Here is a 13,047-nt window from a genome sequence, read left to right as displayed (position 1 = left end):
ATGACCGCACATTGATGGGCAAGATGCCCGACACAGTGAGTACCCAAGACAACGCCGGTCTCCTCGTCCTCGCAGTCGATGACGAGGCTCCTGGCCTGAGCGAGATCAAGTTCCTGCTCGAGAGCAGCCCTCACATCCGGCGCGTCCTCACGGCGTTCGACGCCGCCGAGGCCCTGCGCATCCTGAGGGGTGACTACGAGCAGGAGGTCATGGCGAGGACCAAGGCCGGCCTGCCGCCGGTCGACGCGGTGTTCGCGGACATCAACATGCCCGGACTGTCCGGAATGGATCTCGCGCGGGTGCTCAGCGCGTTCAGGTACCCGCCCGCGCTCGTTTTCGTGACAGGCGTCGAGGAACGCGACGCGCTCGTCACGGCGTTCGACGTCGGCGCGCTCGACTTCATCAACAAGCCGATCAACGAGGAGCGCGTCCTCAAGGCGATCTCGCGGGTCGCGGACCGGGTGGGACGCACAGCGGCACCGACGGCCTCGTCGAGTCCCACGGCCCAGAACCCCGCCGAACCGACCGACGACGAGGTCATCCCCGTCGAGCTCGGCGGCACCATCAAGCTCGTGCCGCGCGCGTCCGTGCGGTACGTCGAGGCCCAGGGCGACTACGCCCGCCTGCACACCCAGGACGGCAGCCACCTCGTCCGCATCCCGCTCGCGCAGCTCGAAGAACGCTGGGCCAACGCGGGTTTCGTGCGCATCCACCGCTCGTACCTGGTGGCGTTGCCACTGGTGAGCGAGCTGCGGATGACGGCGAACGGCTACGCGGTCGTCATCGGCACCGGTGAGGGTGCCAAGGAGCTCCCGGTCAGCCGCCGGCGCACCAAGGAGCTCAAGGAGCGGATCGTGCGACCGCCGAAGAGCGGCTGGTGAGCAGGCACGACGCGGGGAAGCCGGAGCAGCCCGCCCGTGAGGCCTGGCTCGGCGAGCAGGGCAGCAGGCCACGCCGCCGCAGGGTCGTGCTCGCGGACTCCACGAAGTCGCGCGGCAAGGCGTTGCGCACGATCATCGAGCTCGAAGAGCAGACCAGCGTCGGTGAGAAGCTGGTCCGCGACCTCATCCGGCAGCAGCTGAAGTCCGCGTTCGGGCTCGCCTTCGCGGTCCTGATCGGCATGTGCCTGCTGCCGGTCACGTTCTACCTGGTCCCGTCGATCGGGGATCTCAAGATCCTCGGCATCCCCATCCCCTGGCTCGTGCTCGGACTCGCGCCCTTCCCGATCCTCTACGGCGTCGGGTGGGTCTTCCGCAGGCAGGCCGAACGGCACGAGCGCGACTTCGTGAACATGGTCGACCGCTGACGTGAACGCCACCATCTGGAGCCTCAGCGCCATCGTCGCCGTTGCGGCCGTGACGTTCCTGCTCGGCTATGTCGGGTCGCGCAAGGCGAACACCACCCCGGACTTCCTGGTGGCGCGCCGCGCGATCCCGGCCACCCGCAACGCCGCCGCGATCTCCGGCGAGTACCTGTCCGCGGCGTCGTTCCTCGGCGTCGCGGGGCTCGTGCTCAAGGACGGCGTCGACGCCCTCTGGTACCCGGTCGGCTTCACCGCCGGTTACCTCGCGCTGCTGCTGTTCGTCGCCGCACCCCTGCGACGTTCCGGTGCCTACACGTTGCCCGACTTCGCCGAGGCCCGGCTGGGATCGTCGAACGTGCGGCACTTCAGCACGTTCTTCGTGGTGTGCATCGGTGTGCTGTACCTGGTGCCGCAGTTGCAGTCCGCCGGTCTGACGCTGACCACGATCACCGGCCTGCCCGCGTGGTTCGGCGGCCTGATCGTCACGGTCATCGTGGTGATCAACGTGCTGGGTGGCGGCATGCGCGCGATCACGCTCGTGCAGGCGTTCCAGTACTGGGGCAAGCTCTTCGCGATCGCCGCGCCCACGTTCGTGCTCTTCGTGGTGTTCCTGGCCTCTCCCGACCGCGGCACGCAGCCGATCAGCGACGACGGCGTGGTCCGGTTCCCGAAGGCCGAGTCGATCACCGTGGCGGAGCAGGTCGTGAAGGTTCGCGTCGACGAGCCGCTGACGTTGAAGGTGAATGGCCAGATCGACGGCAGGAACGCGGACGGGGCGGTCTTCTGGGGCCGCGGCGTCTACGAGCTGAGCCCCGGTACGACGATGGAGTTCGCCGCGGGCAGCCCGGTGCCGGTGGTCGAGGGCTCGCCGACGACCAACTACGACTGGACACGGCCGCAGACCGGCGGCATCTCCGAGCTGATCAGGACGTACTCGCTGATCTTCGCGACGTTCCTCGGCACGATGGGCCTGCCGCACGTCCTGGTCCGCTTCTACACCAACCCGGACGGCAAGGCGGCCCGGCGCACGGCGTTGCACGTGCTCTACCTGCTGGGCCTGTTCTACATCTTCCCGACGGTGCTGGGCGTGCTGTCGCGGCTCTACCTGCCGCAGCTGCTGGTGAACGGGAAGACCGACGCGGCGGTGCTGATGCTGCCGGAGACGATGCTGCCGAACCTGGGCGGTCAGATCGTCGGCGCGATCGTCGCGGCGGGCGCGTTCGCGGCGTTCCTGTCGACCTCGTCCGGCCTCGTCGTGTCGGTCGCCGGAGTGGTTTCGACGGACATCATGCCGGGCAAGGTTCGTGACTTCCGGTGGGCAACTGTGTTCACCGGACTCGTCGCAATCGGTCTTGCTCTGCTGCTTCCACGCTCCGATGCGTCACTGACCGTGGCCATGTCCTTCGCCCTGGCGGCGTCGACGTTCTGCCCGCTTCTGGTCCTCGGCATCTGGTGGAGGGGACTCACCTGGGTGGGCGCGGTCTGCGGGCTCGTGGTCGGCGGCGGCATGGTCATCACCGCTCAGGTCGTGAGCGTCGTGAGCTCCTACACCGGCCGCTGGGCGCCCGCGTTCATCACCCAACCTGCGCTGATCACGGTGCCGGTGGCGTTCATCATCATGATCATGGTCAGCAAGGCGACCCGCAGACGAGTGCCTGCGGACGTCAGCCAGATCCTGCTGCGGCTGCACGCTCCCGACCCGCTGGGCTTCATCCGCGACCGCGACATCGCCCGCTTCGGGACCGCCGAGGAGAAGGCCCGGCAGGCCGAGGACAAGCGCAGGGGAGCTGGCCGGACACGGTGAGTAGCCATCGTTTCAAATGGGTGAAAATTGGTCACTCGAATCGGTGAACGGTGATTGCCGTCACGCAGAGTGCTGTTCGTCTACGCATACTGACCGTTCGTCGCATCACCCGACTGCTGGGCGCAACGGCACGAACGGGGTCTTACCTGAGTGACTCAAGTCTCCATACGGTTCCTGACCAAGAACAGACCGCACCTGGAGGCATTACGTGCACGTCACGTTGCTGACACCTACGACGAGTACCGCGAGGAGGGGACTGTGAGCAGCGTTGAACACACCCCGTCTGAGTCGTCCCCAGAAGCACAAAAGTGGGTCGACGTCCAAGCGAGTGATGACTTCGCCGAGCTGAAGCATCGACTGCGCAAGTTCGTATTCCCCGTCTCCGGCCTGTTCCTCGCGTGGTACCTGCTGTACGTGCTGCTCGCGGACTACGCGCACGGCTTCATGTCCACCAAGGTGTTCGGCAACATCAACGTCGGGCTCATCTTCGGCCTGCTGCAGTTCGTGTCGACGTTCGTCATCACGACGCTGTACGTGCGGCACGCGAACAAGAACCTCGACCCGCTGGCGGAGAAGCTCCGCAACGAGATCGAGGGAGACGGCAAGTGAACGAGTCCAGCCCGATCCTCAACATCAGCATCTTCGGCGTCTTCGTCCTGATCACGCTGTTCGTGGTCATCCGGGCGAGCCGGAACAACAAGACCGCCGCCGACTACCTGGCCGCCGGTCGTGCGTTCACGGGTCCGCAGAACGGCATCGCGATCGCGGGTGACTACCTGTCCGCCGCGTCGTTCCTCGGCATCGCGGGTGCCATCGCGCTCAACGGCTACGACGGCTTCCTGTACTCGATCGGCTTCCTGGTGGCGTGGCTCGTCGCGCTGCTGCTGGTCGCCGAACTGCTGCGCAACACCGGCAAGTACACGATGGGCGACGTGCTGAGCTTCCGGATGCGCCAGCGTCCGGTCCGCGCGGCGGCGGCCACGTCGACCATGGCCGTCTCGTTCTTCTACCTGCTGGCCCAGATGGCCGGTGCCGGTGGTCTCGTCGCCCTGCTGCTCGGCATCACGGGCAGCGGTGGCCAGGCGATCGTCATCGCCGTGGTCGGCGCCCTCATGATCGCCTACGTCCTCATCGGCGGCATGAAGGGCACCACCTGGGTGCAGATCATCAAGGCGGTCCTGCTGATCGCCGGTGCGGGCATCATGACCGTCTGGGTGCTCGGCAAGTACGGCTTCAACCTGTCCTCGCTGCTCGGCGCCGCTGTCGACGCCGCGCCCAAGGCCGGCGAGAAGCTGCTCGGCCCCGGCCTGCAGTACGGCAAGACCGGCACCAGCAAGCTGGACTTCCTCTCGCTGGCCCTGGCCCTGGTGCTCGGCACCGCGGGTCTGCCGCACATCCTGATGCGCTTCTACACCGTGCCGACGGCGAAGGAAGCCCGTCGCTCGGTCGTGTGGGCCATCTGGCTGATCGGCATCTTCTACCTGTTCACCCTGGTCCTGGGCTACGGCGCCGGCGCGCTCGTCGGTCCGGACAAGATCAACGCGGCTCCCGGCAAGGCCAACTCGGCCGCCCCGCTGCTCGCGCTGGAACTGGGTGGCCCGATCCTGCTGGGCCTGATCGCGGCGGTCGCCTTCGCGACGATCCTCGCGGTCGTGGCGGGCTTGACGATCACGGCGTCGGCGTCGTTCGCACACGACATCTACGCCAACATCATCAAGAAGGGCAAGGACAACGGCAACGGTGACGCCGAGGACAAGACCGACGAGGTGAAGATCGCCCGCATCACCGCGATCGTCATCGGTCTGGTGTCCATCGGTGGTGGCATCGTCGCCAACGGCCAGAACATCGCGTTCCTCGTGGCGCTGGCCTTCGCGGTCGCCGCCTCGGCGAACCTGCCGACGATCCTCTACTCGCTGTTCTGGAAGAGGTTCAACACCTCGGGCGCGCTGTGGAGCATCTACGGCGGTCTGATCGTGACGATCACCCTGATCGTCCTGTCGCCCGCCGTCTCCGGTACGCCGACCTCGATGTTCAAGAACTCCGACTTCCACCTGTTCCCGCTGTCGAACCCCGGCATCGTCTCGATCCCCGTCGCGTTCCTGCTCGGCTACATCGGCACGATCCTGTCGAAGGACAAGGCCGACCCCGTCAAGCAGGCCGAGATGGAGGTCCGCTCCCTCACCGGTGCGGGCGCCGAGAAGGCCATCGCGCACTAGTCACTGTTCGAAGAGAACGGGCCGTCCTTCACGGGGGCGGCCCGTTTTTCGTGTGTGCAACCCTGGCAGGGCCGTCCGCGTATTGACTGCGAACGCGGCACAAGCTTGGGGGACCGGAGTGCGACGAGACGAGGAGTTCTCGGAGTTCTTCACGAGCAGATTCGACTGGGCCCGGCGCACGGCGTACGCGTTGTGCGCCGACTGGTCGGAGGCGGAAGAGCTCGCGCAGAACGCTTTCGTGAAGGCGTACGCGAAATGGCCGAGCATCAGGCGCGAAACGGCGGAGGGCTACGTCCGCACCATCGTGACGCGCCTGTTCCTCGACAGCAGGCGTCGTGGCCGCGAGCGCGAACGCCCCGTCGCCGACCTGCCCGAACACGGCGTCAGCGGCGGTTTCACCGATCCCGATGCCCGGCTGAACGCGGCGCTGCAACAGGTGGCGCCGAAACAGCGGGCCGCGCTCGTGCTGCGTTTCGTGCACGACCTGTCGATCGAGCAGACGGCCGCTGAGCTGGGCTGCTCGGTGGGCAACGTCAAAAGTCAGACAGCCAGGGGTTTGGCGACGCTCCGCGAGGCGTACGGCGAACCGGTCAACTCGGAGTGTGGTTGATGAACATCGAAGACGAGCTGCGCGGAGCTCTCGACGTCTCCGCTCCGCCCCCTACGACAACGCTGGACCACGTGCTCAAGCGCGGCCGCCGCCGGGTGTTCGCCCAGCGCGCGGGCGCCGTGCTGGGGGTGTTCGCGGTGGTCGCCGGCATCGGCATCGGTGCCACCACGCTGAACCAGGCCGCACCGCCGGAGCCGGCGGACCAGCCGAACCACGGTCCTGCCACCGTGGAGCACTCGGTGGGGTGGCCGCGGGTCAACACGCCGGCCCGGACCCCGTACGGGACGTGGACACCCACGGCGAGCGCGGGCGGGGCCGCGATCAACATCCCCCTGTGCACCGTCAAGGCGCCGTCCGTGCCGCGGGAGCGGGGCCTCGGGGCGCAGCCGCTGGCCCCCGAGCTCGTCGCGAAGTGGCGCGACCAGGTGCAGAAGCTCGTGCCGGAGATGACCATCGGCACTGTGACGGGCTTCCCGTCCAACGTCTTCTTCGAGTTCGACGTGTCCGACTCCAGCGGAACCGGCAGCGTAATGGTCTGGGCCGCCAGGTTCGCCGGTACACCGCAGGCGAGCGCGGACGACGGGCTGTGGGAGACCGGAGACTGCGAGCCCGCCCGACGGCTCGTTCAGCCGGACGGCTCGGTCGTGCAACTGCACGCGGTGAGGCCTGTCGAGCCGTTGCAGGCGATCCGCCAGGCGCTCGCCGTGTACCGCAAGGACGGCCTGCTGATCCAGATCGAACAGCGCAACCACAGAAGCGGGGACGTCGCCGCCCACAACCCGGCGAACCCTGACGTCACGAGGCGTCCGACGCTGCCGCTGACCGACGAGCAGTTCTCCAGGCTCGGGCCCATCATCGCGGAGGGGGTCTGAGGTGTGCCATGCCGGAGGTTCACGTCCGTGCAACCTCCGGCATGGCAACATCTACGACGTGACTGTTCCAAGCGTGGAGATCGCCGACGTTCCGGCACAGCTGCCCGAGGGCGCCGTACTGCTGGACGTGCGCGAGCAGGACGAGTGGGACGCCGGCCACGCGCCCGGCGCGCTGCACGTCCCGATGAGCGAGATCGGTGCCCGTCTCGAAGAGGTGCCGAACGACGTGCAGCTCTACGTCGTGTGCCGCGCCGGTGGCCGTTCGGCCCGGGTGACCCAGTACCTCAACGACAACGGCTGGGAGGCCGTCAACGTCGAGGGTGGCATGCAGCACTGGGAGGCCGCCGGTCGTCCTCTCGAGGGCGGCGCCGACGGCATGGCGCCCGAGGTCATCTGATCGTGCAGCCGCTGCAGCCGATGCGCGTGGACTGGGTGGCGACTCCGCCACCCGGCGCCTACCCGCAACCGCAGAACCGGTCGCAGCGGCTGTCCTACGGCGGTCCGCCGAACTACCCGGTCCCGCCGCGCTGGGGTTTCCCGCTGCTGGCGTGGCGCTGGCCCACGGCCGTGCCCGGCACGGTCGAGCAGGCCGACTCGGTCGACGGCGTGCGCCGGCTGGGCCGCACCGCGCAGAACTCGCTCTGGCTGCTCGGCTTCGTCGCCCTGTGGGGAGCGTTCTCCGAGATCTGGCGCTACGTGCTGGTCGCGATGAGCCGGTACGGCGCGCTGTCGCCGGGCGTGGTCAGCGCGTCGGACGCCCTGGTGGTGTCCTCGTCGGCGATCGCGATCACCGGCTGCGCGTTGGCGTTGATCCTCACGCTGCTGTGGGTGCGGCGCGCGCGGAACGTGGCCGCGACGCTCGTGGGCTACGGGCCGTCGCGTTCCGATCGGGCCGCGTTGATCGGGCTGGTCGTGCCCGGCATGAACCTCGTGGTGCCCGGCTCCGTGCTGGCCGAGCTCGAACACGCCGTGGCCCGCAGGCCCGCCGGCGAACGTCCCCGTCCGTCGAAGCTCCTGCGCTGGTGGTGGGGGCTGTGGGTCGGCTCGGGGCTGATGTTCGTGATCGCGGTCCTGTGGTCGTTCCGGGACAGCACCCAGGCGCTCGCGGACGGCGTGCTGCTGCACGCGCTCGCCGACTTCGTGCTCGCCGGTGTCGCGGTGACGACGGCGCTGGTCGTCCGGCGGATCACCACGCTGCTGCTGCCGGTGGACGCCGCGTCCGTCCGGCTGATGCGCGTCGTCGAGGTCAAGGACGCCCCTGAACCGCCGCTGCGGTCGGTCCGCGCGTCCGGCTCGCCCCGCTGACTCTGTTCAACCGACGTTCGCCCTGCTGGACCTGCCGGGGTGCTTCCCGGCGTGCCAGGTTGGGTGAATGCGGACACTCATCGGGGCTCTGGTGATCGCAATGGCCACCCCTGGCGTCGCCCAGGCGCACCACAGGGAGTTCGACCTCCAGGCACACCGCGGCGGCATCGGCCTGACCGTGGAGAGCACGCTCAAGGCGTTCGGCAAGGCGCTCGAACTCGGCGTGACGACCCTGGAGCTCGACCTCCAGATCACCAGGGACGGTCGTGAGGTCATCACCCACGACCGCAAGACGAACCCGGCGAAGTGCCTGGACACGAAGCCCGCGTTCCCCGGCGATCCCGAGTTCCCCTACGCCGGCAAGTACGTGAAGGACCTGACGTTCGCCCAGGTGAGGACGCTGGACTGCGGCAGCACGAGGTGGTCGCAGTACCCCGATCAGGAACTCTCGCCGGGCGCTCGCATGCCCACGCTGGACGAGTTGTTCGACCTGGCGCGCAAGCACCGCGCGTGGGGCATCCGCTTCAACATCGAGACCAAGGTCGAGGCCGCCGCCCCGCACGAGACCGCGCCGCGCGAGCAGTTCGTGCAGCGCGCCGTCCGGGAGATCCGCCGCTCGGGCTTCCTGTCGAACGTGACCGTCCAGTCCTTCGACTGGGGCACGTTGATGCGGCTGCGCGAGGTCGAGCCGCGCATCCCGCTGGTGGCGCTGACGCAGCCGGAGTTCCTGCGGCCGGGCTCGCCGTGGACGGGCGGCCTCGAACTCGCCGACTTCGGCGGCAGCGTGGCGAAAGCGGTGAAGAGCTTCGGCGCGAAGGCCCTGTCCCCGGTGCACACGATGACCACGAAGGCACTGGTCACCGAAGCCCACGGACAGGGCCTCGCCGTCATCCCGTGGACCGTGGATGAGGAGTCACGGATGCACGAGGTGATCGACACCGGGGTCGACGGCCTGATCACCGACTACCCGGATCGCCTGCGGAAGGTGCTGAAGGAGCGCGGGTTCAAGCTGCCCAAGCGTTATCCGCGGCGTTAGCCGATCCCGATCGGATCGGCGGAGTGGTCGCCGGTGAGCAGACCGCCGCGCTGACCGGTCGCGATGCCGCACAGTGCCGCTTCGCCCAACCCGGCTGCCGACGCCTGCGCCGAGGACAGGGTGCTGCCCGCGGCCTGACCGTCGATCGTGACCGGGCTCGGGTACAGCTTGCTGTCGGCCTCGCGGCAGACGAGCACGATCACCTTGAAGGTCCTCGGGTTCGTGAAGCTGAGGTTCTTCGTCTCGCCGCGGGCGACGCTGAAGGTCAGCGGCAGTGACGCGTCCTTCGCGTAGCCGGTCGGGGTGGTCGTCTCGTCGATCGTGTACGTGCCGGCCGGCAGGTTCGTGAACGGCGGCTGGCACACGCCGGCCGCGTCGGTCGTGCACGTGCCGATCACGGTGGCGCCCTGGGAGAGCGTGAAGACCGCGCCGGGCACGGGTGCGTTGGCGTCGTCCTTCTTCTGCACGTTCACGGTCGCCGGTCGTGCCGGGTCGGTGAACGTCAGCGACTTGCTCTCCCCGGCCGCGACGCTGAACGTGAACGGCAGGGTCGGATCCTTGTCGTATCCGGCCGGAACCGTCGTCTCGTCCAGGGTGTAGGTGCCGACGGGAAGGTCGGCGAACAGCGGGGTGCACGCGCCGCTCGCCTGCACGGTGCAGGTGCCGATCACCGTGCCGCCGGTTCCGGTGCCGGAGTACAGCGTGAAGACGGCGCCGGCCTGGCTGCCGCCGTCGCTGCCGAGCTTGGTGACGGCGACGGAACCGCAGTTGCGGATGTTGACGTTGCCCGGCCCGACCAGGTCCTTCATCTGCGCGGTCGACGACTGGCCGGAGCTGCGGCTGACGGCGTAGGCCTTGCCGAAGCCCTCGCAGACACCGGGTGCGAAGACGCCGGCGGCGGTCAGGTTGATGCCGGCCTCGCCGAACTCCTGCAGCCCGAGCGTCTCGGTCGCCGGTGCGACGGTGTCCTGGGCGGTCGACGCCGAGTTGACCTGGGCCTCGGCCACGCCACTGGACAGCGTGGTGGCGACGCCCCAGCAGGGCGCCGAGTTGCTGCCGACCTCGCACGCACCCGAGGAGATCCAGCGGGACAGCTTCAGCACCGGTGTGCCGCCGCCCTCGAAGTCGTAGACGATCAGCATGTCGCCCGCGGTGCGCTGCACGAGCCCGGACGCGCCACAGGACGTGGTGCCCTTGTTGAACTCGAACGCGACGTGCGCCGACGAGGACGTGGTGTTCTGCGGGATGCGCACCCACGCGAGCGTCAGGAACACGTTGCTGCCAACGGTCTTGCTCGCGACGTAGATCCGCTTGAGATCGTCCTTGTTGGACGCCTTCTGCGTGCCCACGGTCGGGCAGACGTTGTCCTGCTTGGTACCACCGGCGAAACCGGAGTCGGTGGTGGTCGCCTGCCGGTCCTCCAGACCGGTGAAGGTCCAGCCGGAGGTCACCTTGCTCGCGGTTCTGACGCCCGCGGCGCCGGTCCAGGTGGCGGGCGAGAAGCTGTTCCAGTCGAAGTTGATCGGTGCCTGTGGAGCGAGGTTGGCGTCGTCGTCCTCGAAGCCCGCGGCGGTGCCGACCGGTCCCGCGACGGCGACGCCGGCGGGACCGAGCAGGCCGAGAACGAAGGCGGAGACTGCGGCGCTCGCGATCATCAAACGTCTGCGCATGGTCTCTCCAGTGCGCGGGGACGCCTGCTGCGGCCCCCGCACCGTGCGCCGGCGTCCGAATGGACGGGTGGCGGCCGGGCGGGAGAGTTGGTGCGACGATCAACGGTCGAGCGGGGCCGAATCGTCAGAGTAGGCACGCGAACCGAGAACGGCCCGCCCACTGACTCATTCAAGGCCGATGTACCTGCCGAAGTGCTCGGGTCGGACGGTCACGCTCCGTTGCCGAGTGGCAGTGAGTGCAGGCCGCGGATCACGAACTCGGCGCGGCGGTTGGGTTCCTCGGCCAGCACCGCGCCGGGAAGCTTGCGGTGCAACGCGGACAGCGCCGCCTCCACCTCGATGCGGGCCAGCGGAGCGCCCAGGCAGTAGTGGATGCCCATGCCGAAGCCGAGGTGCTGGTTCTTCTCACGGCCGATGTCGAGTACGTCCGGGTTCTCGAAGACCAGCGGGTCGCGGGCGGCCGCGCCGAGCAGGGCGGCGATCTTCTCGCCGGGCTGGATGACGTGGCCGGCGATCTCCACGCGTTCGGTGGCGGTGCGTTCGAAGAGCTGCAACGGCGAGTCGTAGCGGATGAGCTCCTCTACGGCCGTGGGCATCAGTTCGGGGCTGAGGCGTTCCCACTGCGAGCGGTGCTGCATCAGGGCGTAGACGCCGTTGCCGATCACGTTGACCGTGGCCTCGTGGCCCGCCATCAGCAGGAGCACGGCGGTGGCGACGAGTTCGTCCTCGGTGAGTCTGGCGCCGTCCGTGTCGGTGACGGCGACCAGGTCGGAGACGAGGTCGGCGCCAGGGGTCTTGCGGCGCAACGCGATCAGCTCGCGCAGGTAGGCGACGAACTCGGTGGCGGCGCGTTCGGCCAGGGCCTGCTGGTCGGCGGGCAGGCCGTACTCGTACATCTTCACGATGGCGTTCGACCACGGCTGGAGCAGGTAGCGGTCCTGCTGCGGGACGCCGAGCAGCTCGGCGATCACCTCGACCGGCAGGGGCGCGGCGACGTGCGCGAGCAGGTCGGCCTGACCCTGGTCCTTGATCTTGGCGACCAGTTCGTCGGTGAGCCGGTCGGCCAGGTCGGCGACCCACGGGCGCAGCCGCTCGACGTGTCCGCGGCCGAACGCGGCGGCGACCAGGCGGCGCAGGCGGGTGTGCGTGGGCGGCTCGTTCTCCAGCAGCGAGTTGCGGTGCAGGAGGTTGAAGGCCATGAACTGCTCGACCGGCTTCACGTCCGACCAGATCCGGCCCAGCGAGCGGTGCCGCAGGACTGCGGAACAGGCCGCGTGCGAGACCGCGACGGCGACGCCCATCTGCTCGTGGTGATGCACCTCACCGGCTTCGCGGAGGGCGGCGAAGGCCGGGTACGGGTCGGCGATGAACGCGGGATCACGCTGGTCGAACGTCACAAGGCGGGACGGTAAGTCGCGATCGGCGTTTCGTCCACGTCCATTTGATTGATGACTCAAATTGTTGCGCAGGAACTATCGTTTGGTCTTGTGCAGCAGCCTGCGATCGTCGCGCACCGCGGCGCGTCCACCGACCGTCCCGAGCACACGATCGGGGCCTACGAGCTCGCGCTCAAAGAGGGTGCGGACGGGCTCGAGTGCGACATCCGCCTGTCGAAGGACGGCGAGATCGTGTGTGTGCACGACCGCACGCTCGCCCGTACGTCGAACGGCCGTGGCACGGTCAGCGCGCTCTCGCTCGAAGAGCTGCGGAAGTTCGACTACGGCAGCTGGCACCGCCACGGGCAGCCGGCCGGGCTGCTGGTGCTGGACGAGCTGCTGGAGCTGGTCAAGGGCAAGAACGTGCAGCTCTTCGTCGAGACCAAGCACCCGGTCCGGTATCGCAACGAGGTCGAACGCAAGCTCGCCGAGGCGTTGAAGAAGCACGGGCTCGGCGACCAGATCGTCATGATGTCGTTCTCGCCGACCGCGGTGAGGGCGTTCCGCGAGCAGGCGCCGGACATCCGCACGGTGCTGCTGCTCGACCGCCTCGGCCGGTACCGCAGCGGCGCGTTGCCGTCGTTCGCCGACTACACCGGGCCTGGCCTGCATCTGCTGCGCAACGACCCCGGCTACGTCGATCGGGCGAGGCGCGCCGGTCACGAGACGTACGTGTGGACGGTGGACAACGCCGAGGACGTCGCGCTGTGCCGTGACCTGGGGGTCCGTTACCTCGCGACCAATGCCCCGGCGAACACCCGCCGCCTGCTGACGGCTAATTTGGCGACCTAGACA

The 13,047-nt window shown here is 68.6% G+C and carries 13 protein-coding genes; 11 read left to right on the top strand and 2 right to left on the bottom strand.

All coding sequences use genetic code 11. The annotated features are described in order from the left end of the window. The first annotated feature begins 14 nt into the window (after positions 1-14). The 10 genes from BM417_RS17820 (at position 15) to BM417_RS17775 (ending at position 9,146) form a co-directional block, all read left to right on the top strand. Positions 15-881, top strand: a complete 867-nt coding sequence (locus BM417_RS17820) for a LytR/AlgR family response regulator transcription factor (protein ID WP_093594902.1) — start codon at positions 15-17, stop codon at positions 879-881. Further along, positions 878-1,306, top strand: coding sequence for a hypothetical protein (locus BM417_RS17815; RefSeq protein ID WP_093594899.1), 429 nt, complete (start codon positions 878-880; stop codon positions 1,304-1,306). The genes BM417_RS17820 and BM417_RS17815 overlap by 4 nt, the downstream gene beginning before the upstream one ends. A 1-nt stretch (position 1,307) precedes the next feature. Further along, positions 1,308-3,107 (top strand): sodium/solute symporter, encoded by a 1,800-nt coding sequence (locus BM417_RS17810; protein ID WP_093594896.1) that lies wholly within the window; start codon positions 1,308-1,310, stop codon positions 3,105-3,107. A gap of 258 nt (positions 3,108-3,365) precedes the next feature. Then, positions 3,366-3,716: a DUF485 domain-containing protein gene (locus BM417_RS17805; protein WP_093594893.1), complete on the top strand. Its 351-nt coding sequence runs from the start codon at positions 3,366-3,368 to the stop codon at positions 3,714-3,716. Continuing rightward, on the top strand, positions 3,713-5,323 hold the full coding sequence (locus tag BM417_RS17800) for a solute symporter family protein (protein WP_093594890.1): 1,611 nt from the start codon (positions 3,713-3,715) through the stop codon (positions 5,321-5,323). The genes BM417_RS17805 and BM417_RS17800 overlap by 4 nt, the downstream gene beginning before the upstream one ends. A 118-nt stretch (positions 5,324-5,441) precedes the next feature. Further along, the gene (locus tag BM417_RS17795; RefSeq protein ID WP_093594887.1) at positions 5,442-5,933 is read left to right on the top strand and encodes a SigE family RNA polymerase sigma factor; all 492 of its coding nucleotides are present in this window, start codon (positions 5,442-5,444) and stop codon (positions 5,931-5,933) included. Then, positions 5,933-6,805 carry a hypothetical protein gene (locus BM417_RS17790; RefSeq protein ID WP_093594884.1) on the top strand — a complete coding sequence of 291 codons (873 nt, stop codon included), beginning with the start codon at positions 5,933-5,935 and terminating at the stop codon, positions 6,803-6,805. The genes BM417_RS17795 and BM417_RS17790 overlap by 1 nt, the downstream gene beginning before the upstream one ends. A 58-nt stretch (positions 6,806-6,863) precedes the next feature. Then, entirely contained in the window at positions 6,864-7,202 is a 339-nt protein-coding gene (locus tag BM417_RS17785; RefSeq protein WP_245821978.1) for a rhodanese-like domain-containing protein, read from the top strand. Positions 7,203-7,204: 2 nt separating this feature from the next. Then, a complete protein-coding gene (locus BM417_RS17780) occupies positions 7,205-8,110 on the top strand; it encodes a DUF4328 domain-containing protein (RefSeq protein ID WP_245821977.1) in 906 nt (301 codons plus the stop codon). Positions 8,111-8,177: 67 nt separating this feature from the next. Then, positions 8,178-9,146: a glycerophosphodiester phosphodiesterase gene (locus tag BM417_RS17775; protein WP_093594877.1), complete on the top strand. Its 969-nt coding sequence runs from the start codon at positions 8,178-8,180 to the stop codon at positions 9,144-9,146. On the opposite strand, the gene BM417_RS17770 is transcribed toward BM417_RS17775, so the two are convergent. After that, positions 9,143-10,816 carry an MSCRAMM family protein gene (locus tag BM417_RS17770; protein ID WP_143138693.1) on the bottom strand — a complete coding sequence of 558 codons (1,674 nt, stop codon included), beginning with the start codon at positions 10,814-10,816 and terminating at the stop codon, positions 9,143-9,145. The two genes, BM417_RS17775 and BM417_RS17770, sit on opposite strands and share 4 nt — an antisense overlap. Positions 10,817-11,025: 209 nt before the next feature. After that, positions 11,026-12,213 carry a cytochrome P450 gene (locus BM417_RS17765; RefSeq protein WP_093594871.1) on the bottom strand — a complete coding sequence of 396 codons (1,188 nt, stop codon included), beginning with the start codon at positions 12,211-12,213 and terminating at the stop codon, positions 11,026-11,028. A gap of 90 nt (positions 12,214-12,303) precedes the next feature. Between BM417_RS17765 and BM417_RS17760 the strand changes: the two genes are divergently transcribed. Continuing rightward, positions 12,304-13,044 carry a glycerophosphodiester phosphodiesterase gene (locus tag BM417_RS17760; protein ID WP_245821976.1) on the top strand — a complete coding sequence of 247 codons (741 nt, stop codon included), beginning with the start codon at positions 12,304-12,306 and terminating at the stop codon, positions 13,042-13,044. Positions 13,045-13,047: the final 3 nt, after the last annotated feature.

Source organism: Lentzea waywayandensis (genome assembly GCF_900115955.1).
Taxonomy (GTDB): domain Bacteria; phylum Actinomycetota; class Actinomycetes; order Mycobacteriales; family Pseudonocardiaceae; genus Lentzea; species Lentzea waywayandensis.
This window is presented reverse-complemented; position numbering and strand designations above follow the sequence as displayed.